We start from the raw sequence: 20,968 nt of genomic DNA on the forward strand, positions 1-20,968 counted from the left end.
GCAACTCGTCAGAAGGACTGATAAGGCGAAGCGTCATCTGGCACAGAGATGGACGACTCATAAGCCGCTCACATCAGCGAACAAAAATGAACTCCACGAGGCTCGAACGATGAACTCACCCTTTGTATTCCTGCGCTTCACGCGCTCTATCGCCACTTTCGCCGTTGCTCTCACACTCATCGCCGGCTGCAAGTCCAAGCAGGACGCCGCGCTTGATCAAGCCAAACAGCAGGCGAACACAACCGGCCAGGCCCAGCAGGTCGTCTCCACCGATAAGAATGGCAACGTGAGCACCACCGTCGTACAGCCCTTGCAGCAAGGGCAGACGACGCAAGCTGTTACAACCACCGTGACTCCCGCCGCCAACGCCGCAGTAGCCACGCCCGGCCAGCCCGTTGCTGCAGCTTCGACCGCGCCGCAGCCCGGAACGCAACCTGCGCCTCCGGCGAACCTGGCGACTGACCCCGTGATTCGCCCCGCTGATGTCCATGTACAGGCAGGGACGCCGCTCGCCATTCGAATCGATCAGCACATCAGCGTCAAGACCACGCGTGCCGGCGACCACTTTACCGGCGAGGTCGAAGAGGCCGTCGTCGATGGCAACAACCGCGTCATCATTCCTCGCGGAGCTCCCGTCGAAGGTATCGTCGACGCGTCTCATCGCAGAGGCCACTTCAAGGGCAGTTCGATCCTCGAACTTCGTCTGACCACGCTTACGTTGAACGGCTCGCAATACGCGCTCGACACGCATGATCTGACGCGCACGAAGAAGGGTAAGGGCAAGCGCTCGGCCGCCTTCATCGGTGGAGGTACAGGCCTCGGGATGCTGGTTGGTGGAGTAGCCACCGGAGGAGTGGGCTTGCTCGTCGGCGGACTCGCTGGTGCAGGTACAGGCACCGCGATCGGCGGCCTGACGGGCAACCGCGATATAGAGATTCCCGCCGAATCCGTGGTGCGGTTTAGATTAGCTGATGACCTCGTGGTGCAGGCTTCCTAAAGCTGGCGCCACAACAATCTGGGTGCCCATCCATGCAGTCTCATCGCATGGGTGGGCACCATCTCGCCACCATCCTCATCGCTTCATCCATCACAGAATCATCCCCGCCTGCACCTAGGAGCCACGCAATCTCCGCGTCCCGCCGAAACCATGTTCCCTGGCGCTTGGCGTAGTTGCGGTGTCCCTGCTGCGCCTTCCCGACCGCCTGATCCCGCGTCATCTCGCCGCGCAGCACTGAGACCGCCTCGGCGTAGCCCAGCGAACTTAGTGGGCGGCAATCGTAGTCGTAACGCTCGACCAGTCGTTCCGTCTCCTCGACCAGCCCGCGCTCGAACATCTCCGCAGCCCGCTGGTTGATGCGCTCATAAAGCCGTTCGCGTCCCGGATCGAGCCCCATCCGCAGAATGCGGTATCCGCTCAAAGCGTCACGCCCCTGCTCCCACATCTCGGTCATGGGCTGTTGGGCGGCCATGCTTACCTCGATGGCACGCACCACCTTCGAGACGTCGTTCGCGTGAATGAGATTTGCGGCCGCCGGATCCAGCGCAGTCAGCCGCTGATGCAGCGACTCCGCTCCATGTTCCGCGGCGTGACGGCGAAGCTCATCGCGAAGCTCCGGCTGGCGAGGTGGAGCAGGGAAGAGTCCGTCGATCAACGCCCTTAGATAGAGCCCAGTCCCGCCCGCCACGATCGGCAGTTTGCCGCGTTCTGTGACTCCGGCGATCGCCTCTCGAGCGCCCCGGCTGTAATCGCCTGCCGTGCATGCCTCGTCCGGGGAGACGACGTCGATCATGTGGTGCGGAACTCGCGCACGGTCTTCAAACGAAGGCTTGGCGGTACCGATCTCCATCTCGCGATAGACAGCCACCGAGTCGCAACTGACGATCTCCCCGTCGAACTCCTCCGCCAGCCGGATGGCCAGGCCGGATTTCCCACTTGCAGTAGCTCCAACGATGACGATCAGAGGGTTCTCTACCAAACGCGCCACCATCCTGTGGTGAAGACGCGATGCACTCCAGCTCGGGCGACCGCAAAGACAATCGCCGCCGCCGCCAGCCAAACCAGCCCGCGAATCTGCCGGACGCGTTCGCGGCCTTCCTGCTCGCGCCGTTCGCCATCAGAGCGCGGCTTCACGCTACCTCGGTTCCTTGTTCACCAGGTAATGTACGCGCAGCTCCAGCTTAGGGCCATGGAACTGGCTCGGCAGTGCAGGGAACTGGCCCACACCAGTGATCGATCCCCAGCACGACTTGTTGATCGCGTCGTCATGCGTCGAGCCTTCAAGCGCCATGCCGCCAATCCGGCCATCGGGCAGGATGATGAAGCGAATCTGCGTCTCGCCCTGCTTGTTCAGAGGAGGCCGCGCCTCTTCGGGAATCAGCGGCAGCCAGGTCTCGTAGATCTCGCGCATGATCTTCTGCAGGTAGGGGTTGAAGTCCACGCCCTCGGTATCGGAGAGGATATCGACGCCGGTACCCAGTCCACGATGTTCCGCTGGCCCATTCGTCCCGCTCCCCATCGTCAGGCCGCCATTGCCTCTCGGAGCCCGCGTCGCCTGCTGCACCATGTCACGGGCGCTGGTGTTCGGATTGCCAAAGTTTGGCTTGGTTGGATTCGCGGAAGGAGCCGGTGCGGATGGAAGCGCGGCAGTCTGGGCTGGTTGAGGCTGCTGCAATGGTGACTGCTGCACTACTGGAGGCGGAGCGGCCGCCTGTGGCGACGGCCGGGGCTGTCCCTGGGGTTGCTGAGCAGCCGGTTGTGGAGCTGGAGGTGTCGCCGCCTGCGGAGCCGGGGCCGATGGGCCGCCGGAAGTTGAAGGCTTTGGCATCGGCTTCAGCTTGGGAACCTTGTTGATCGCCTTTTGCACATCAGGTGGAACCGTCAGACTCGTCAACTTCTGGTCCTTCGAATCTCCCATGGGAACGACAAACTCCGGTGAGCGCGGAAACAGGCGCGGCGCGAAGATGAGGAAGACAACAACCGTTAACCAGAAAAAGAGGGAAATGTAGATCGATTCGCGGAACCGCGCCTTGGATCGTTCATCGTCAAGCGATTCCAGCAGGTGGACGAGGTCGCTGTGGTCCAGTTCGCCGAAGCGACCGGCCTTCACCTTTTCCCCAGAACGGTTCTCCTCCTGCTGGCTGGAAGAGGGAGGGGCAGGATTGGGCGGCGTCTCTAAGGTCGGCATGTTGATGTCTGTCTGACGAGGCGGAGATAGGTAAAGTTACTCAGGCGTCGGATTTACGGTCTCTCGCAAATGTTCGAATCTACTTATTTTCTCATCTTTAGCGGAAATGCAGGGGGTTGGGTTCAGGGTTTAGGGTGTAGCTAATCGATACAGGGGGCGGCCGGCTCTACCCCCTTACCCTCTGAACCCTATACCCTGTCCTCTGTGCCTCTTTCCTTTCATCCCGACACCCGCGCCGCCGTGCTGACGATCAGCGACCGCTGCTCCCGGGGCGAACAAGTGGACCTCTCCGGCCCGGCCGTCGTCGATCTGCTTGCTGGCGCTGGAGTTGCGGTCACCGCCGCCGAAAACCTGCCGGACGAGATCGACCAGATCACCGCAGCCCTGCGCCGCTATGCTGCTGGATGCAACCTGATCCTTACCACCGGCGGTACCGGCCTTGCGCCACGCGATGTCACGCCGGAAGCCACCCGCCTGGTCTGCGACCGTCTCGTGGAGGGCCTGGCCGAACTCATGCGTGCCGAGGGGCTTCGTCATACGCCTTTCGCATCTCTCAGCCGTGCTGTCTGCGGAGCGATCGGCTCAACGTTGATCGTGAACCTGCCTGGAAGCCCTGCCGGAGCCACGACGTCGCTCGCTGCCGTGCTTCCTCTGTTGCCGCATGCCCTGGATCTGCTTGCAGGCAGGACCGCCCACGCGCATGGAATCGTCTCAAGTCACGCTGCGTTGACCTCCGGACTGCCGCATGAAGGTAAGATCGATAGATACAAGTGAAGATCGCTCCCGCATCGCTTTTTCATAAATGGAACGCCTGGATGTTGCTTGTCCTCAAGCCGCTCGGCGTCTGGGGCGTTTGTGCACTTGCCATCGTCGACTCCTCCTCGATTCCCATGCCGATCGACGCCATTGTCATCGGCTATGTGGCCGCAGACCATGGCAAATTCGTCATCTACGCGTTCATGGCTGCGCTCGGTTCGGCGATTGGCTCGCTTGTGCCCTACTATGTCGGCCGCGCGGGAGGAGAACTCTTCCTGCTCAAACGGGTCAACCGCGAGCGCTACGAAAAGCTCCGCGACCGCTTCGAGAAACAGGAGTTCCTCGCGATCATGGTCCCTGCCATGATGCCGCCGCCCATGCCGGTCAAGCTCTTCGAGTTTGCCGCCGGTGTCTTCGAGATGAAGCCGGTGTGGTTCTTCTCGGCCATCTTCATCGGCAAGTTCTTCCGTTTCCTCCTCTGGGCGGCAATTACAGTCTTTTACGGCCCGACAATCGTGCAGACGATCGGCCACGCGTTCCATGTGCATCTCGGCCTTATCCTCGCGGGAGCGGGAGCGATCATCATTGTGATCGCTCTGTTTGTGACTCGTAAGATCTTCGATCGCCGTAGCGGCACGCCGCTTCCGATCGAAGACGCTGACCGGCCCGCTTAGAGCCGCACGATCAACAGCTTACCGTCGCGGGTAGGCGATCGCCGTCATGCTGTCGCGACAGGCCAATCTCTATCAGGGGTTTCTGCGTTCCCTAGTAGACTTGTGAAACGATTTCGTTCCGCAGTCACTAAACTGAGGGATTTCGAACGCAATGGGCCAGAACAGCAACCGGGACAATCAGCCAGGTTCACCAATTGGCACAATCGACTCCGTCCGCCTCGACTCCTGGAAGGAGATTGCCTCCTACCTGCATCGTGATGCGCGAACCGTGCGGCGCTGGGAACGAGAGCGTCGGCTCCCGGTCCACCGGGTCCCCGGAGGAGAACGCAGCGGTGTCTTCGCCTACGTCGATGAACTCGACCGATGGTTGCGCGCTTCAGACGCGGTGCCCGTTGAGAGTTCTAGAATTACCTCCGAGGTAGAGGCTGTCGCCGAAGAGAGCTCTCCAGTAACTAGTGCGCTGTTGATTATCGAGTCTTTGCCTGGCGGGATTCTCCTGACTCCGGTTACCGCCAACTTAGAAGAGGAGCGGGTCGGTTCTACTGTTCGGGACGAAGCATTGCAAATGCCTTCTTCCTCTTCGAAAGAGGACGCTGGCAGCTTCTCCAACCTGCTAACTTCGAGTTCTTTCCGCGAGCGACGATCGCCACCCCAAAGGCCGCCGGTAGAGAAATCTCGATGGGCGTTCTACGGCATGGCGCTCTTGCTGATTGTCGGCGTCATCGCCGGTTCAAGCTTCGCCGTCGTTCACTACCGGAGATTCCATGCACCCGGTCGCGAGATAGCGCATTCCAACCCTGAGGCAAAGGAACTCTACCTGCGTGGGCGATACTTCTGGAATCTGCGGACAGAGAGCGGCCTCAATCAGGCGATTGACCTCTTTACCCAGTCGATCGTGAACGATCCGCACTATGCTCCTGCGTACGCGGGACTTGCGGACTCCTATCTTCTTCTACGCCAGTATGGCCATATGTCGGACGCCGAGGCCTATCCACGCGCCCTGGCTGCCGCAAGACAAGCCGTTGTGCTCGATCCCTCGTCGCCCGACGCCCACCGTTCGATCGCATTCATCCTGCGCTTCTGGAACTGGGACATGGCTGCGGCAGAGAAGGAATATCTTCGCGCCATCGAACTCGACCCGAAGAATTCGCAGTCGCACCACTGGTACGCGACGGCGCTGTTCTCCGCTGGAAGGCTGAAGGAAGCTCTCGCGCAGATCGATCTGGCCCGGTCGCTCGAACCACAGTCGGTCTCCGTGCTTGCTGACCGGGGCCTGATTCTGAGCTCCGAAGATCCTGATCGAGGCGCGCAGGCGCTCAGGCAGGTCGCACAGAGCCAGCCGGAGTTCGCCTCGGTCCACTCGTATCTATCCAGGGTCTATCTCAGTCAGGGCGAATACTCCGAGTTCCTCTCGGAGTCTCGTACTTTCGCTGCAATGTCGAACGAAGCAGAGAAAGTCGCGCTCCTCGATCAAGCGCGCAAAGATCTAGAGACGCACGGCCCGGTATTCATGTTGCGCAACCTGGCTTCGAGCTACGCTCCGCTCGCAGACAGCGGCCATGCCTCTGCTTACTCTGTTGCGCAGCTCTTCGGCATCGCGGGCGACGAAGGCCGCGCGATCCACTATCTCCAGGTAGCGTGCGACCGTCGCGACCCGGGATTCCTCAGCTTCGAGTCCGATGTTGCCTTCCGCCAGGTGCGGACGACTCCGGAGTATCTCGCGCTTCTAGCTCGCAAAGATGCGATGCCGATTGCGCGTCTGGATCGGCCGAATTCGCTTTAAATCAGTCGGCATGTCCCCGAAGATCCGTCACTTTCTCGCCCAAAAAATTTAAAAATGCAGTTCATGAAACGCTCTGCGCTTCTGCGGCACTACCTTCTGTCGCCGACCTGAGCAGCAATCGGCCGCCGGATGAGTGGTGCAGAGCCTCAATCCCTTCCCGGTGATATCGGGTCCCCCTTCCAACACTGGAGAGGGGGACCAACTCACGCTGGCGCATTGGAGTGGAATCGCGATGGAATCGGTAGAGATCATGTCGGAGCTGGCGATAGTAGCATTCATCGCCTGTCGGCTGGTCTGGTCAACGGACGCCGTTAGCCCAGGCCCCGTTGAAGCAACCATTGCGAAGCCCAGCGATCCCGATGCTTCCGGTAGACTTCGCTGGTTGTCACCGCGGCTGTGCGATCACTCCATCTTCCGGGCAAAGAGTGGGAGTTGCTCATGAGCGTGGCGCAGACCATTCCTGTTGTTACTCCCCCCGTTTCGGGCTCTTGGAAACAACTACATACGCCGGGGATGAAGCCAGTTGCCGACAGCCCCAGGCGTCCTGCGATGCTATCCTTGAAGCCTCTTCAAAGGATGGGATCTGTCTTGCAATTTCATGCCTTCGATGCAGACTATCTGGAAAGTCTTCGTGCCGGAGACCCCCAGACGCAAGAGCACTTCGTCTGCTACTTCACAGAGTTGTTGCACCTGAAGCTGCGCTCGCGTCTGCGCTCTCCGCAGGCAATCGAAGACGTGCGCCAGGAGACCTTTGCGCGCGTGCTCCTGGCGATCCGCAAAGAAGGTTCGCTGCGACAGCCTGACCGTCTCGGCCCATTTGTAAACACTGTCTGCAACAACGTTTTGTTAGAGCACTATCGTCAAACGGCGCGCAGCGACTCTCTCGATGAAGAGGGATCTCCCGAACCAGTTGCGCCCGGCGGCAGCGTCCTCGATGCTGTCCAAACGAAACAAATTGGGGAACAGGTACTCAAGGTTCTCGAAGATTTGGGCGACCACGATCGCTCCCTGCTAAAGGCTGTCTTTCTCGACGAGCGCGATCGCGACGATGTCTGCCGCGAGTTTGGCGTGGATCGCGACTATCTCCGAGTCCTGCTGCATCGGGCCAAGCACATCTTCAAGGCGGCTTACCTGAAGAAGAACGGAAACCGGTTGCCCTTTGGGCCGGCTACGGGTGAAGCATGATGTTTATGTCGGAGGCAGTGCGAATAGAAGGATGGCTCATTCCGGGTGGGTGGAGCGCCAAGAGTGCTGCCAGGAAAGCAGGAAATATGGATCACCGTGAAGCATTAGAAACCATGGCGTCGGAGCGGTATCTCCTGGGCGAGCTTAGCCCGGAGCAGCGCGACGCCTATGAAGAACACCTCTTCGACTGTACCGAGTGCGCGAGCGACGCGATGCTTGGTGCGGCCTTCATCGACCGCGCCAAAGCGGTTCTTCCAACCATGCAGGCATCGAGCGCGCCGCAGCGCGGTTACGTCCCCACCAAGGCCGAGCCGGCAAAGCGCGACTGGTTTGCGTGGCTCCGCCCTGCGTGGCTGAGTCCTGCATTGATGGTGCCGGTATTTGCCAGCTTGATCGGCATCATCGCTTACCAGAATCTGGTCACTTATCCGGCGCTCGAAGTTGCCGCGAACGAACCCCAGATACTGCCCGCTCCGACGCCGCTTCACGGCGACACGCGAAGCGCGCTTCCGGTCGTTCACGCCGACCTCTTGCAGGGAAGCACCGTGCTTGTCGAAGTTCCGGAGGGCGGAAGCTATGCGTCCTGGAAGTTCGACTTCTACAACTCGGCCGGCAAACTGATCTGGACCCGTACCGTGGCGAACTCCAGCCCCGCGCAAGATACCCAGACGATCTGGTTGCCCGGCCACATCAAGCAGGACACCTATAAGCTCGCCGTATCGGGAGTGAACTCGACCGGTGAAGTTGTTCCTGTCCAACAACACCTTTTTGATCTCCAGGTCGTTGACCCCAAAGTCAAGAAGTAGCGTTATCATGCAATCCTGAGTCTCCCGAGGAAAACACCGCAATGTCTGATTCGGCTATCGTCAACGGAGTCAAGCGCACGCACTACCATCACGCCGAAGCGAAGGCGCTTCACGGAGATTTTCTCCTCCCGCTTAAGCATGTGATCGAGCCGCAGGCGGTCGCCGCGCTCGAAGCCGCCGGAGGCTACCTGTCGCAGCACGCTCTGCCCTTCCGCTCCGAGGGAGTCGTCTCGTACCGCGCCGCGCACACCCAGGTCGCGGGGAACAAAGACAAGAAAGACGGGCATGGATGGAGTACGGTCAGCACCTCCGTGGTGGAGGGCCTGAACATCCTTGAGGTTGTTACCGCCGATCGCGTCGTCGCTCAGATCTTTGCCGAGTATCCGCTTGAGGGATATGTTCCCAAGATTTCGTTTCTTGGGACACGCTTCGAGAACCTCCGCATCGCCGGCGTACCTGTGGACGTGAAGCTGAACATTGATCTCTTCGGGGACAAGCCCGTCGGCGATGGGCATTACACGAAAGACACCGGATTCATTGGCCGTGTCGGCAGGCAAGCCGAGAAGCTTTTATCTTTCGGCAAACTCGAGGACCCCACTCTCGAACGCTACAAACTATACAATCAAGGCGCAGTCTCAGGTAAAGACAAAGATGGCAACTACACCGAGACCATTGAATGTTCGCTGGTAGACCAGATCGAGGGGACCTTCCCGGGCTCGACATACGGGCACGCCCTGTTCGTTCCCCACTTCGGGACGATTCACTTCGCGACGGTGAAGCTGTTGCAGCACGACTTCGATCTGAAGGGCGTTCCGCACAAGACGACGGTCGAGTTGACCATGATCGACGCGACTCTGGGCTGCATTGGCCATGGAAGCGCATCAGCGGCGTCGGCAAAGACGAACGGCGCTACGGCCCCGTAACCTGGGCGGCCAGCGGAATCAGACCTCGAAGGTGGTACTCCGCCGTCATCCCATTGCTCGCGCTTGTACTGGTTCTGCCTCTCTCCGATGTGGCCCCTGCGAATGCTCCAGCCTTTTTCGACCATGCGCGCCGGACGTTTCTGCATGGCTATCTTGATGCTGCGCAGAAGGAAGCTGAGGTCGGATACCAAAGGTTTATCTTCTCTCAACCCGCCTGGGGGCGAAGGTTTCAACTTCTTCAGGCAAACGCAATGGCATGGCGGGGCCTCAATGAGCAGCTTCTGACCTCTCTCGCAGACGACCGGATACCCTGGGTCGATGTCGATGACAAGGTCCAGCGGTTGGCGCTCGAAGTCGGATCCCTGACTCGGCTTCACCGTCTCCCCGAAGCGGGCGAGAAGCTCCAGGAAGCACAGAAGCTCTGTGGCGCAACGCGCTCCGGCCAGTGTGGCACGGTCCTTCTCTCGGAGGGCCTTTATGAGTTAGAACAAGGGAAGTCCTCACAGGCTCAAGAGTCGTTTCTTCGAAGTATGGAGTTCGGGCGAGCCAGCCATGATCGCATGCTCGAAGCAAGCGCTCTGCTCAACCTCGGTCATATCGCTTCTGAAGAAGAGCACCACGACGAGGCGCTCGAATACTACCGTCGAAGCGCCACAGCCGCCGCTAAGCTCGGCGCAAACGATCTTCTACAGCGTGCTCTCTTCAGCGAAGGGTATGAGCAGTACGCTTTAGGAAACTCTGAGAAAGCGTTGGAGATGTACGTTGCCGCGGAAGACCGGGCCAAGTCTCTCGGAGATCTAGGATTGCGTTCGCTGATTCTCGCTGGCACGGCGCTTGCCTATGCTGACTCCGGGCAGTCCACTTTGGCAGAGCGTTCCGATCTGCGAGCTATCGAGTTAGCCCGCAAGATCGGCAGGAAACAGACTGAGATCGATGCTTCGATGGATCTTGGGCGGCTCTACATCCGCCTTAACAAGCCGAACGCCGCAGACATATACCTGAACCAGGCGAGCTCGATGTCTGCCGCGACGGGAAGCTCCGTGGACCTCTTGACCTGCAGCCTCCTGAGAGGGGAAGCTGCGAGCCTTCGTCGTGATTATCCTCGCTCCCTCCAACTGTTCGAAGAGGTCGCCAGTTCGCCAGACAGCCAGCCTTCCATGCGGTGGCAGGCAGAGCACGGGTTGGGCCGTATGTACGAAACGCAGGGGGACATGGTCTCTGCTCAGCATTCGTACGAGGCGGCTCTTGGACTTGTGGAGGGTGCTCGCGCCGATCTGAACCAGGAGATCTCGCAACTTACCTTCCTCGAAAATGCCTCGAGCATCTACGACGACTACATCCACCTTCTCGTCAGCGAAGGAAAGACTCAAGAGGCGCTCGAAGCTGCCGATTGGAGCCGCGCTCGCACCCTGCAGCAGGGGCTGGGGTCGTTATCAAAGCAGGATGCCAGGCAGCCCAGCGGGACGTTTACCGCAGCGCCGAAACTGAAGGAAGTCGAGATCGCGCGAAAGGCGAATGCGAGCCTGCTCTTTTACTGGCTTGGAGAGCGGCAGTCCTATCTGTGGGTCATCACGCCGGAGCGGACGCAGTGGGTCGCTCTGCCCCCACGGTCCGAACTTTTGCCGTCGATCGAGCGCTATAAGCTTGCCATTCTTTCGCTGAAGGACCCATTGAAAGCCGATACCGGCGAGGCCGCCAAGGATGCTTCCTCGCTCTACCGGGATCTGGTCACCCCCGCAGCAGGTCAGCTCAGGCAGGATCGTCCCGTGGTCCTATTCGTCGATGGCGAAATGGGGCAGTTGAACTTCGAGTCTCTCGTCGTGCCATCGCCTTCTCCGCACTTCTGGATCGAGGACGCGACGGTTCTATCAGCACCATCGATTCGAATGTTTGCGGAGTCCGTCCGCACCTCGCCCGCTGCCGGAAAGAACGAGCCGAAGATGCTGCTCTTCGGCGATGCAACGCCGTCCGGCACAGAGTTTCGCGCGCTTCCTATGGCGGCACTCGAGATGGAAAAAGTGGAGAGCTACTTTCCGGGCAACGCGAAGATCTTTCAGGGTGCGCAAGCGACTCCGGCGGCCTATCTTGCGAGTAGCCCGGAGAAGTTTCAGTACATTCACTTCGTCACCCATGGCACTGCCAGCCGGACGGACCCGCTGGAATCTGCGGTGATCCTTTCACCGGGCGGCGCAGGTGAGGATACATACAGGCTCTACGCCCGCGACATTCTGCAACATCCTATCGACGCGCAGCTTGTGACCATCTCCGCGTGCAACAGCAGCGGGTCAAAGTCCTTTGCTGGCGAAGGGATGGTCGGGCTTTCGTGGGCCTTCCTGCGTGCCGGCGCGCATAACGCCATCGGCTCCTTATGGGAAGTGAGTGACGCCTCTACGCCCGAATTAATGAGCACCATGTACCAGGAGTTAGGTCGAGGGCAGGCACCGGCCGCTGCCCTGCGCTCGGCCAAACTCTCTCTTATCCACTCCGGCGGGCACTTCAATAGACCGTTTTACTGGGCTCCGTTTCAGCTCTATGCCGGACGCTGACTTCGTTCCTGGCACGCGGTGATACCTTCAGAATCAAGAGATGGCAGACGGCTCAACAAAATCGCTCTTACCCTCTCTTCACCCGCGCGGACGGTTGATCTCGGCTTTGGTGCTCATCCTCGTCGCGGCTCCGCTAATCTTGCTCGCGTTCCGAAGTGAGGGCCTGGACTTCAGGGCCTTTTACGTCGCGGCTAAGGCATCGGCCGCACACCTTGACGCCTATGCCGACAATCGCAACTTCGGTGCGCAGTTTGCCGATGTAGCAACGGACAGCGGCATAAGTCGATGGATCTATCCTCCGCCCGCGTTATTTTATGTCGCTCCGCTCGGCCATTTTTCCTATAGTTCCGCGAAAATTCTATTTGAGCTTCTCTCCATCGCCGGGTTGGGTTGGGTGCTTCTTTTCCTTGGTCGACGATTTGAGATCCCCACCGTTTGGATCATTCTCGCCGGTATCGGTCTGCCCACGATTGCCTGCGTGCAGCGCGGCCAGGTCGATCTGCTGATACTGCTGTGCATCGTGGTAGCTTACCGGTTCTCCGACAGGTTCTGGGCGGGCCTGCCGCTGGGCGTCGCCATCTCGATCAAGATCTTCCCTGCAGCGTTGCTGCTCTGGTGGCTGCTGGAGAAGCGTTTCAAAGCGGCTGCAACCGCGATTCTCTTCACGGTCACCCTCAGTCTCCTTGCCGCGTGGCGCTTTGGCGTTTCGAGTTATGTCAGCTTTCTCCAGAATCTGACGACACTTCACTCCCAGGTGTCCTCGAGTTCTTCAGTGGTGTCTCCCTTCGCGGGACCCTGGTTGTCCCTCAGTCCGGGCTTCGTCGGTTCCTATAACAACCCGCTTATCCTGCTCGATAACGCCGGCATCTTCGTTGGATTTGTTCTGACGGTGGTCGCGGCGTTACTTCTCTACTTCAAACGCGTGGCTCCCGAGGTTGGTTTCTTCAGCATGGCGCTGATCTCGCAGTCGATGAATACGACCCTCTGGACGATGGGTGTCGTGATGTATATCCCCATTTGCCTCGTCGCCATCGGAAGACTGCGCTCAAAGCTCTTCGCACTCTTGCTTCTAGTCCCTCTCTACCTGCCCTCGCAGGTTCGCATCTTCGGCGTGACTCCTCGGCTTGTTCTCGCTGTGGGATTGATCGCATGGCTGGCGACCAGAGAAGAGGCATCGTGCACTTCCAATTCGTCTACAACTTACGCGTAACATTGGCTTTTTCGGTCAGAATCCGGTTGAACGGATGCCCCCGGTGCCATACCCTTAACCGGTGTTGTGCTTGCTTTGCCTGAAGCGGTGAAGACGACACCTCAGTTGCCTGAAAGCGGTGTCACGACACTGCGGTAGAGAATTTGGGCAAACGCCCCGAACTCAACGAGAGTTGCAGTCAACGGGGAAGGTGCACGCTACTTCGAGGGATTTGACGGCTCATGCTCTTCAACTCGTATCAGTTCATCTTCCTCTTCCTGCCAGTAGCACTCGCCGGATATGAGTTAGCCAGCAGGGTGCATTCTCGAGCGGTAGTGCTCTGGCTGGGTTTCATCTCGCTCGTCTTTTATGGTTGGTGGCAGCCGTCCCTGCTGATCCTCCTGGTCGGCTCTATCGCTCTCAACTATCTCGCAGCGGCACTGATCAGCCGCCGCATTCCGAATCGTGTCGGATCCGGTACGTGGCTCTTAGCGGCGATTGGTTTAAATCTGCTCGTTCTCGGGTATTACAAGTACTTCGTCGCGTCGGCAAACTTTCTCAGCACGGCCTTTGGGCTTTCGAAGCACTGGGCCGACGTCGTGCTCCCCCTCGGCATCTCCTTCTTCACATTCACTCAGATAGCCTTCCTGGTCGATCTGAAAAAGGGATACGCAAAGCCGGCGAGCTTTCCTGACTATCTGCTCTTCGTGACCTTCTTCCCCCATCTGATTGCCGGCCCAATCCTCGACCATCGCGAGATGATGCCTCAGTTCAAACTCAAGCGGCTTGGGTTGAATCTCTCGGATGTCACTGTCGGCGGCACATGGTTCGTGCTGGGGCTGGCGAAAAAGGTCCTAATCGCGGACACCTTCGCGGGCATCGTCTTCGCTGTTTTTCACGCGCCCGGCCGACTCCCGATTTCAGTCGCATGGATCGGCGCGTTGGCCTACATCACCCAGCTGTACTTCGACTTCTCCGGCTACTCCGACATGGCGCTCGGCCTGGCACGCATGTTCTCCATCGATTTCCCACTCAACTTCAACTCCCCTGCAAAGTCTGCAAGCATCATTGAGGCTTGGCAGCGCTGGCACATGACGCTTGGCCGCTACATCTTCAATTACATCTACTACCCCGTCGCCCGCTGGGTCGGTGGCCGCCGGCGCAAGCAGGGTAAAGGTGCTTCCAACACGCCCGGAGCCTTCATCAGCGTCGTGGTCATGCCGCTCATGCTCACCATGTTCCTCGCCGGCATCTGGCACGGAGCCGGGCTGCAGTTCATGGTCTTTGGCCTCCTCCATGGTGTCTATCTCTCCGTCAATAACGCATGGCGCCAGTTCTATCGACCGTCCAGGCGAGTGCCGGAGAGCCCGGCCGGTCTCCGCGCTCGAATCAAGCACGTAGTCTCCGTTGGCTCCGTCTTTCTCTGCATGACGATCTCCCTGGTCTTCTTCCGCGCCGACAGTGTCTCGCGCGCGGTCTCGATCCTGGCGGCGATGGCTGGCTTCGGCGCTGCAGGCGTATCGGGGCCGGCAGCCTGGATGTCTCTCGTCAATATGCACCGCGCGGTGCCCGAGGTCATTTTGGGACTTGCCATCGGTTGGTTCACACCCAACACCCAGCAGATCCTCACAAGGTTTAAGCCGTCGCTTCAAAAGACGGCGTGGAATCAGGAAGGTGTGCCCCGGCTCTTCCTGTGGTCGCCTTCAACTGGATGGGCGCTTGCTGTTGGTCTTCTGTTCTTCATGGTCCTGGTCGAACTTCAGCAACCTTCGACCTTTTTGTATTTTCAGTTTTAGGCGGCTTTGATCATGACGTCGAAGACGCCTGGATACGGGGATATCCGTGGTTATGGATGTTGATACTGTAGGAGGAGAGGTGGCGGTTTCGATGCAATCGACGGAACGACCCACATCGGCGGAACCGGCTACAGCGGCGGAACCGTCCTCATCGATCAAGGGCCGGCGGGAATTGACCCGCTATCTCCTGAACGTACTCCTCGTTGTTTCGGTGCTCTATATCATTCCCCTGACGATTGTCCGAACGGACGCATACCAGCATCGAAGCCTGTCCTTTTACTCCCGGCCACTCAACTATGCCTTCCAGACTCCCGTGAAGGACGCAGACGTTATCCTGTTCGGCGATTCGACAGTCCTGCTAGGAGTCGATCCAAGCCAGATGTCGTCCGATCTCGGAGTCGAGGTGTTGAACCTCCCGAATACGCGCGGCAGCCTCATGGTCAATGACGACCTCACGCTCCGTCGCTACCTGTCGCACAACCGGCCCCCGAAGCTCATCGTTTTTTACTTCGCGCCGTGGGACTTCGACTACGGAAACACGCCATTCGATGCGATCCCGGTATTCGAAGGGGAAGAAGTGCTCGCGGCGCAGGGAACCTTCAAAGAGATCTCTTCCTTTGCCCGCTGGCATCCATCGGATGCGGCTCTCTTTTCTCTCAGGTTGTATGCCGATTCGTGGGAGTTTCTGATGCATAAGGTCTCGCATCAGGGTCAGGAAGGGACTCTGGCAGCGACTCACGGGCACATTGAAAACACCGACCCAAGCGTGCTTGCCTCGCCTTGCACCTTCCCGCCGCTGCTGCTCGACAACATCCGTTTCGACTGGGTGAAGGCGCTGGGAGAAAAGTACGCGTCGCCTCAGACCAGGGTCCTCTACTTCGTGGCTCCCGTACCTTCATGCACCAACGTGTCGGCTTTGTTGAACCACCGCTACGACGCGCTGCCGGCGGCGTTACCCGTTGTGCTGCCGCCCGAGACCTTCGTTCGCGATATCCGCTACATCCATACCCATCCAGACACAGTACCGCAGATCACACGGAGTCTATCCGACTCCGTGCGATCCGCGATAGCGCCTGTGACCAAGTGACCAATTCGTCTTCTAAAGAAGGCGGGGTGGGGTGATTTATCTTCCGTGCTCTTCCAGGTACTTCTCAACCTCAAGCGCCGCCATGCAGCCCGATCCTGCGGCTGTGATCGCCTGGCGATACCGCCTGTCCTGAATGTCTCCGCAGGCGAAGACTCCGGGGATAGGCTGTCCGTTGATCGTGGGGAAGACATTACCCTGCGTCAGAATGTAGCCGTCGTCATCGAGGTCCAGCATGCCCTTGAAGGCGCTGGCGTTCGGCGTGTGTCCAATGCCGAGGAACATGAAGGAGACGGGCAATTCGGTCTGTTGTCCGGTCTTCGCGTTCTTCAGCTTCAGGCCACGAACGTCCTTCTCCTCAACTCCCAGAACCTCTTCCACGACAGTGTTGTGCAGGAACTCGATCTGCGGGTGAGCGATCGCGCGCTCCAGCATGATGCGCGAGGCGCGGAAGTTTTCGCTGCGGTTGATCAGCGTGACCTTCTTGGCGAAGCGGGTAAGGAACAGCGCCTCTTCCATCGCGGAGTCGCCTCCGCCAATTACGGCAATCTCCTTGCCCGAAGCAAAGAACCCGTCGCAGGTCGCGCAGGAACTGACTCCATGGCCGATCAGGGCCTGCTCGCTGGGCAGGTTCAGCCAGCGAGCCGACGCTCCCGACGCGATGATGAGCGTCCGCGTATGAATCGTCTCTTTACCGAGATTAAGCGCGAACGGGCGCTTGGTCAGGTCGATCGAACTGAGATGAGCCATGCGCAGTTCAGCGCCGAAGCGAGTCGCCTGCTTCTTCATATTCTCGATCAGTTCCGGACCCTGGATGCCCTCCGGCCAGCCGGGAAAGTTCTCGACCAGAGTGGTGATCGAAAGCTGCCCACCGGGCTCGTGGCCTTCGAGGACGAGCGGCTTCAGGTTTGAACGTGCAGCATAGATGGCGGCGGTGAGTCCGGAGCAGCCGGAGCCGAGGATGACCGTGTCGCGGACTTCAGCAGCGGTCGGATTCGTCGAAATAGTGTCGGGCATATTGGTCTTCCATAGTGTAAATGCGCGCTGGGAGGAAAGGATTCATTCGGCGACGGCAACGGGATGGATCGAAGGGCAGATGTAAGAATCAAAATAAACAGGAAAGTGGTGACGAGATGGCGAATCTGACTTTGGTTTACGGAATGCGGCTGCTGCCGGCGGAAGAAGTAGCGAGCGTTGGCGAAGCGCCGATCGCGTTGAAGAACGGCAACGAGGCACACTGCACGATGCATGTGCTCGAGGGATCGAGGGAGCAGATCGAGGCCCAGTTGAAGCTCAGCATCGACGCGTTTTTCGACTTCTACCCGGAGATCTAAGGGAGTCCGTCAGAAGTCCTGCCCGGCCTCAACAGCTCGGGTGCTCCATCCATCGCAGTCTCATCGCGATGGGTGGGACGTATGCGGCTCGGATAACCGCGTCTCCAGCATCGGCAATGTTCCCGGAATGGGAATCCCGGCGCACAAAAGACGAAAAGTATCTTCGCTCTTTCTTCTTATTCCCTAAGAATTGAAGACAGGCGGAGGTGTCGCTTGTCTACTCGAACCTGGACAGTGGGAAGATCGGTTTTCTTCACAGGCGCGGCTCTGGCTGCGGCCGTTCTCGTGGACCAGATTGTCGGGTGTATGTCCGCGCCGGCCCAGGCACGCGATCGCCGGAACACTGTGGTCCTCGCTTCGGATGCGGTTCCCGCGACGCCGGACGATCTGATTGTGCAGATGTCGCAGGCTGCGGGCGTCATCTTCGTGGGCCATGTTGTGCAGGTCCGCCCGCCTCGAACCGGGTTCTCAGGGTCTCCCGAGGCCGCCGCCGAAGGCGTCGTTGAAGTGGACTTTGCCGTCGATCAGGCAGTGCGCGGTCCCGCACAAGGCTCGGTATACACCCTGCGGGAGTGGGGCGGGCTATGGGCGGGCGGGACCGGACGGTATCGCATTGGGCAGCGGCTCTTAGTGCTGCTGCGCGCATCTGACTCAGCGGGGCTGAGTTCTCCGGTGCACGGCACAGAAGGATTGATCCCACTGCGCGGAGGAGGCCAGCCGCCAGGGCCGGATGATGGCTCCTCGCCTGCGTCGCAGTGGATGGTAGACATACGCTGGCTCCAGGCGCAGACATTGCGCAGCCAGATTGTTTTCGGCGTGCCTGGGCGCGGCTCCATCCCGATACGAGGAGGCAGAGGCCCACGCTCGGAGGCCTACAGCGCGATCAAGCCACTGGCGCTTCAGAACGACACTCCGCTTCTCGTTCACGCACTCCCCGGCCCATGGGTAAAACAGGAGCCGCTTGTGGCCCAGGCGGAGCCACTTTCCCATGTCCTGGCGCTCTGCGCGAGTTCGACGGGGTCGCAAGATGCCTCGAAGTGACGTTCGCCCCTCAATGGGCGCGCTTCTCTTATTGGCTTGGGCATCCGGGCTGACGTGCGCGCCCGCGTACGCCAGTGGACCCCGCTGGGTCACCGGGCCGCCGTACTTTTCGGTGGCCTCGCAGCCCGTCGTCTGGTACACGCCGAACATCTCCTATTCCACCGATCCCGGCGACTTGAGCGCCGACGTGGACCATGCCGCAGCCGATGCCATCGTCTCCGCAGCTGCCAATGTATGGAATATTCCAACAGCGAACATCGCGCTCGCTCAAGGCGGCCAACTGGCCGAACACGTCTCTTCGGCAAACGTCTTCCCCGGCACAAATGGCCTGATCTTCCCCGCGGATGTCTCGAGCTCGAACTACGCGAACATCCAGATCGCTGTCATCTACGACACCGACGGCTCGGTCACCGATCTCCTCCTGGGGCAAGGGGCGAGCGATCCCTTGGAGTGCCGTCAGAACGGAGTCACTGAGAGCGTCGATTCCATCACACCTGCGGGAACGATCCAGCATGCTCTGCTGATCCTCAACGGTCGCTGCACTGGATCTGCGCCTGAGCAACAGCTTCAACTGCAATATCAACTGATGCGGGCCTTTGGCCGCGTACTCGGCCTGGCATGGTCGCAGACCAACGATGACGTCTTCACACGCACGCCACTGCCAACGGCGGACGAAGTCCAGAAGTGGCCGATCATGCACCCCATCGACGTGGTCTGCGGCCCCTACACCTTTCAATGCCAGCCTTCGCCCTTCACGCTTCGTCAAGACGACGTTGCCTCCCTCAGCGCGCTCTACTTCATCGCGCAGGGAACTGCATCGGCGGGTAAATCCGACACCCTGAGCGACGCAAGCTCCATCACCGGGCGGATGGAGTTCGGCGACGGACAGGGCATGCAGGGGATGAACCTCCTCGTGCGGCGGTCGGACCTGCAGACCCCTTATGTCGAGAGCGGCGCGGTCGTCTCGGCGGTGAGCGGAAACCTCTACCGATGGGACAATGGCAACCCGGTGACCGGAGCTCCGGCAAGCTCCATCGACGCCAGCATGGGGTACGTCAATCCGCCACTCGAGGGCGACTTCAGCCTGATCGCAATACCCTTGCTGCCGAACGCCAGCGCCCAGGACGCATTCATCACCAGCGAGCCGATTAACCCGCTCTACACCGGGCAGTATGGCCTCGGCCCCTATCTCTCAGCACCCGTCACCCCCTCGGGACCAGTCTTTCCGTGGCGCGACAACCATGTCGTGCCCTACGAACAAAACTTCTACGTCTGGGCCGTCCCAGGCTCTGAGGCTACCTGCGACGCGACTGCCCTGGGAACCGCTTCTGCGCCAACGCCTGTTCCCCTCACGGGATGGTGGACCAATGTTCTCTGCGGCTATGGCGCGACCTCGTGGAGTCTCGTTAACGTGCAGGCAAATCGGAATCTCTCGGTAGAAGTGACAGCGCTCGACGAGTCAGCATTTGTAACCGAGAACAAGCTGCAACCTCTGATCGGTGCGTGGAATCAGAGCGATCCTGCTGGCACTCCGCCTACCGTTGCGCAGGCAGTGTCGCCATTCAACAGCATCGCAGCAGGTCTTACGCTATTGAACTTCGATACTTCAGTCACCGGCGCGCTGCGCATCGCCATTATTGACCAGCGTGGCGATGGCCGCCCCGACTATCACTTTCGCGCGCGCGTCCTTTACGCCGACAGCATCTCGCCCGCGACTACCTCGATAGGCGGAGGCTTGGTCACTCTAAACGGCCTGGGATTTCGCGCCGGGCTGATCGTCACCGTAGGCGGGGCCGCAGCTCAGATCGTCGCCGCAACCTCGACCACGATTCTCGCGATCGTTCCGCCGTTTGCCACGCTTGGAACAGACGCAGCCTCAACCGCCGATGTGACCGTGCTCGATCCCATGAGCGGCGGATCGGCGACCCTGTACGGCGCACTCACATATCCTGCTGGCTCCGCTCTGCCGCAGACTCCTGTACTGACCATTCTCACTCCTGCCTTCTATGTCGCCGCCGGACAGGCGGTGCCGCTCTTCCCGTTGGCATTCCTCTCGCAAAGTGGAGCCGCAGCTCCCGGGATCGCCGTCAACTGGACATCGAGTGCGGCAGCGTTGACCTATCCGATCGGATCGCAGAGCACCTCGGACAGTTACGGTCTCGCGACGATCGCGGCGAGCGCCACATTGCTCTCCGGCGGAACCCAGGCGACAGGCTCCGCCTGCGCGGCGATTGGAGCGTCGGCAAACCTCTGCGGCAGCTTTGCAGTGACGGGCGTGGACCCGTCTATGTGGGCTGTCAGATCGATAGAGGGGGGCACCCAGACGGTCTCCGCGACCGGCATTCTGCAGCCGGTGGTCTTTCAGGTCACGGATGGCTCTGGTAATCCAGTAATCGGAGCGCCAGTGACGGTTTATCAAACGATCTCCGGCTACCAGGTCTGCCCGGATAAGGGGCGATGCCCGGTTGCTCCCGTCTACTCCACGTCGCAGGCGACCGCCACCTCCGACTCGAACGGCCTCATAGTAATCACGGTTCAGCAAATCTCCGGTTCCCCGCAGACAGCGGTGATCGCTGCCTCTACCGGAACCCAGGGCTTTGCTTCGGTGATGTTGCAGAAGACTCCGTAAGGTCAAGGAATTCGGCGATCCCGAGCATAACCAGCGT

Annotated in this window: 18 protein-coding genes; 14 read left to right on the plus strand and 4 right to left on the minus strand. The window is 59.8% G+C overall.

All coding sequences use genetic code 11. The features are described 5' to 3' along the window. Nucleotides 1-109: 109 nt before the first annotated feature. Nucleotides 110-997: a hypothetical protein gene (locus HDF16_RS16245; protein ID WP_184218516.1), complete on the plus strand. Its 888-nt coding sequence runs from the start codon at nt 110-112 to the stop codon at nt 995-997. Nucleotides 998-1,037: 40 nt separating this feature from the next. Here HDF16_RS16245 and miaA read toward each other — a convergent pair whose 3' ends face one another. The 3 genes from miaA to HDF16_RS16260 are packed head-to-tail and all read right to left on the minus strand — an operon-like array spanning nt 1,038 to nt 3,185. Next, nucleotides 1,038-1,985 (minus strand): tRNA (adenosine(37)-N6)-dimethylallyltransferase MiaA, encoded by a 948-nt coding sequence (gene miaA / locus HDF16_RS16250; protein WP_348641340.1) that lies wholly within the window; start codon nt 1,983-1,985, stop codon nt 1,038-1,040. Next, the gene (locus HDF16_RS16255) at nt 1,970-2,131 is read right to left on the minus strand and encodes a hypothetical protein (protein WP_184218522.1); all 162 of its coding nucleotides are present in this window, start codon (nt 2,129-2,131) and stop codon (nt 1,970-1,972) included. Before HDF16_RS16255 ends, miaA begins: the two co-directional genes overlap by 16 nt. Nucleotide 2,132: 1 nt before the next feature. Next, complete coding sequence (locus HDF16_RS16260; RefSeq protein ID WP_184218525.1) at nt 2,133-3,185, minus strand: TonB C-terminal domain-containing protein; 1,053 nt, start codon at nt 3,183-3,185, stop codon at nt 2,133-2,135. Nucleotides 3,186-3,389: 204 nt separating this feature from the next. Here HDF16_RS16260 and HDF16_RS16265 point away from each other — a divergent pair, with 204 nt between their 5' ends. From HDF16_RS16265 to HDF16_RS16310, 10 genes are all read left to right on the plus strand, one after another. Continuing rightward, on the plus strand, nt 3,390-3,959 hold the full coding sequence (locus HDF16_RS16265) for a molybdenum cofactor synthesis domain-containing protein (RefSeq protein WP_184218558.1): 570 nt from the start codon (nt 3,390-3,392) through the stop codon (nt 3,957-3,959). Nucleotides 3,960-4,000: 41 nt separating this feature from the next. Beyond that, nucleotides 4,001-4,615 (plus strand): YqaA family protein, encoded by a 615-nt coding sequence (locus tag HDF16_RS16270; protein WP_221312799.1) that lies wholly within the window; start codon nt 4,001-4,003, stop codon nt 4,613-4,615. Nucleotides 4,616-4,766: 151 nt separating this feature from the next. Further along, on the plus strand, nt 4,767-6,398 hold the full coding sequence (locus tag HDF16_RS16275) for a tetratricopeptide repeat protein (RefSeq protein ID WP_184218564.1): 1,632 nt from the start codon (nt 4,767-4,769) through the stop codon (nt 6,396-6,398). A gap of 576 nt (nt 6,399-6,974) precedes the next feature. After that, the gene (locus tag HDF16_RS16280; protein ID WP_184218567.1) at nt 6,975-7,583 is read left to right on the plus strand and encodes an RNA polymerase sigma factor; all 609 of its coding nucleotides are present in this window, start codon (nt 6,975-6,977) and stop codon (nt 7,581-7,583) included. Between the two features lie 86 nt (nt 7,584-7,669). Beyond that, a complete protein-coding gene (locus HDF16_RS16285; RefSeq protein ID WP_184218570.1) occupies nt 7,670-8,389 on the plus strand; it encodes an anti-sigma factor family protein in 720 nt (239 codons plus the stop codon). A gap of 41 nt (nt 8,390-8,430) precedes the next feature. Continuing rightward, entirely contained in the window at nt 8,431-9,312 is an 882-nt protein-coding gene (locus HDF16_RS16290; protein ID WP_184218573.1) for a choice-of-anchor P family protein, read from the plus strand. A 53-nt stretch (nt 9,313-9,365) separates the two neighbouring features. Next, the gene (locus HDF16_RS16295) at nt 9,366-11,858 is read left to right on the plus strand and encodes a CHAT domain-containing protein (protein WP_221312800.1); all 2,493 of its coding nucleotides are present in this window, start codon (nt 9,366-9,368) and stop codon (nt 11,856-11,858) included. Nucleotides 11,859-11,898: 40 nt separating this feature from the next. After that, complete coding sequence (locus HDF16_RS16300; RefSeq protein WP_184218578.1) at nt 11,899-13,068, plus strand: glycosyltransferase family 87 protein; 1,170 nt, start codon at nt 11,899-11,901, stop codon at nt 13,066-13,068. 221 nt (nt 13,069-13,289) lie between these two features. Next, nucleotides 13,290-14,843: an MBOAT family O-acyltransferase gene (locus HDF16_RS16305; protein ID WP_184218581.1), complete on the plus strand. Its 1,554-nt coding sequence runs from the start codon at nt 13,290-13,292 to the stop codon at nt 14,841-14,843. Nucleotides 14,844-14,922: 79 nt separating this feature from the next. Beyond that, entirely contained in the window at nt 14,923-15,930 is a 1,008-nt protein-coding gene (locus HDF16_RS16310; protein WP_184218584.1) for a hypothetical protein, read from the plus strand. A gap of 36 nt (nt 15,931-15,966) precedes the next feature. Here the strand turns inward: HDF16_RS16310 and trxB are convergent, their stop codons facing one another. Continuing rightward, nucleotides 15,967-16,944 carry a thioredoxin-disulfide reductase gene (gene trxB / locus HDF16_RS16315; RefSeq protein WP_184218587.1) on the minus strand — a complete coding sequence of 326 codons (978 nt, stop codon included), beginning with the start codon at nt 16,942-16,944 and terminating at the stop codon, nt 15,967-15,969. A 116-nt stretch (nt 16,945-17,060) separates the two neighbouring features. Between trxB and HDF16_RS16320 the strand changes: the two genes are divergently transcribed. From HDF16_RS16320 to HDF16_RS16330, 3 genes are all read left to right on the plus strand, one after another. After that, complete coding sequence (locus HDF16_RS16320; RefSeq protein ID WP_184218590.1) at nt 17,061-17,261, plus strand: allantoinase; 201 nt, start codon at nt 17,061-17,063, stop codon at nt 17,259-17,261. Nucleotides 17,262-17,474: 213 nt separating this feature from the next. After that, nucleotides 17,475-18,302: a hypothetical protein gene (locus HDF16_RS16325; RefSeq protein ID WP_184218593.1), complete on the plus strand. Its 828-nt coding sequence runs from the start codon at nt 17,475-17,477 to the stop codon at nt 18,300-18,302. Continuing rightward, entirely contained in the window at nt 18,289-20,931 is a 2,643-nt protein-coding gene (locus tag HDF16_RS16330; protein WP_184218596.1) for an IPT/TIG domain-containing protein, read from the plus strand. The genes HDF16_RS16325 and HDF16_RS16330 overlap by 14 nt, the downstream gene beginning before the upstream one ends. The last annotated feature ends 37 nt before the right edge of the window (nt 20,932-20,968 follow it).

The organism is Granulicella aggregans, from assembly GCF_014203275.1.
Taxonomy (GTDB): Bacteria; Acidobacteriota; Terriglobia; order Terriglobales; family Acidobacteriaceae; genus Edaphobacter.

Excerpts from the sequence above, each read along its gene's own strand:
- HDF16_RS16245 (WP_184218516.1), top strand. The coding sequence starts at position 110 with ATGAACTCACCCTTTGTATTCCTGCGCTTCACGCGCTCTATCGCCACT.
- HDF16_RS16260 (WP_184218525.1), bottom strand. The coding sequence starts at position 3,185 with ATGCCGACCTTAGAGACGCCGCCCAATCCTGCCCCTCCCTCTTCCAGC.
- HDF16_RS16270 (WP_221312799.1), top strand. The coding sequence starts at position 4,001 with ATGTTGCTTGTCCTCAAGCCGCTCGGCGTCTGGGGCGTTTGTGCACTT.
- HDF16_RS16275 (WP_184218564.1), top strand. The coding sequence starts at position 4,767 with ATGGGCCAGAACAGCAACCGGGACAATCAGCCAGGTTCACCAATTGGC.
- HDF16_RS16280 (WP_184218567.1), top strand. The coding sequence starts at position 6,975 with ATGGGATCTGTCTTGCAATTTCATGCCTTCGATGCAGACTATCTGGAA.
- HDF16_RS16285 (WP_184218570.1), top strand. The coding sequence starts at position 7,670 with ATGGATCACCGTGAAGCATTAGAAACCATGGCGTCGGAGCGGTATCTC.
- HDF16_RS16290 (WP_184218573.1), top strand. The coding sequence starts at position 8,431 with ATGTCTGATTCGGCTATCGTCAACGGAGTCAAGCGCACGCACTACCAT.
- HDF16_RS16300 (WP_184218578.1), top strand. The coding sequence starts at position 11,899 with ATGGCAGACGGCTCAACAAAATCGCTCTTACCCTCTCTTCACCCGCGC.
- HDF16_RS16305 (WP_184218581.1), top strand. The coding sequence starts at position 13,290 with ATGCTCTTCAACTCGTATCAGTTCATCTTCCTCTTCCTGCCAGTAGCA.
- trxB (WP_184218587.1), bottom strand. The coding sequence starts at position 16,944 with ATGCCCGACACTATTTCGACGAATCCGACCGCTGCTGAAGTCCGCGAC.
- HDF16_RS16320 (WP_184218590.1), top strand. The coding sequence starts at position 17,061 with ATGGCGAATCTGACTTTGGTTTACGGAATGCGGCTGCTGCCGGCGGAA.
- HDF16_RS16330 (WP_184218596.1), top strand. The coding sequence starts at position 18,289 with ATGCCTCGAAGTGACGTTCGCCCCTCAATGGGCGCGCTTCTCTTATTG.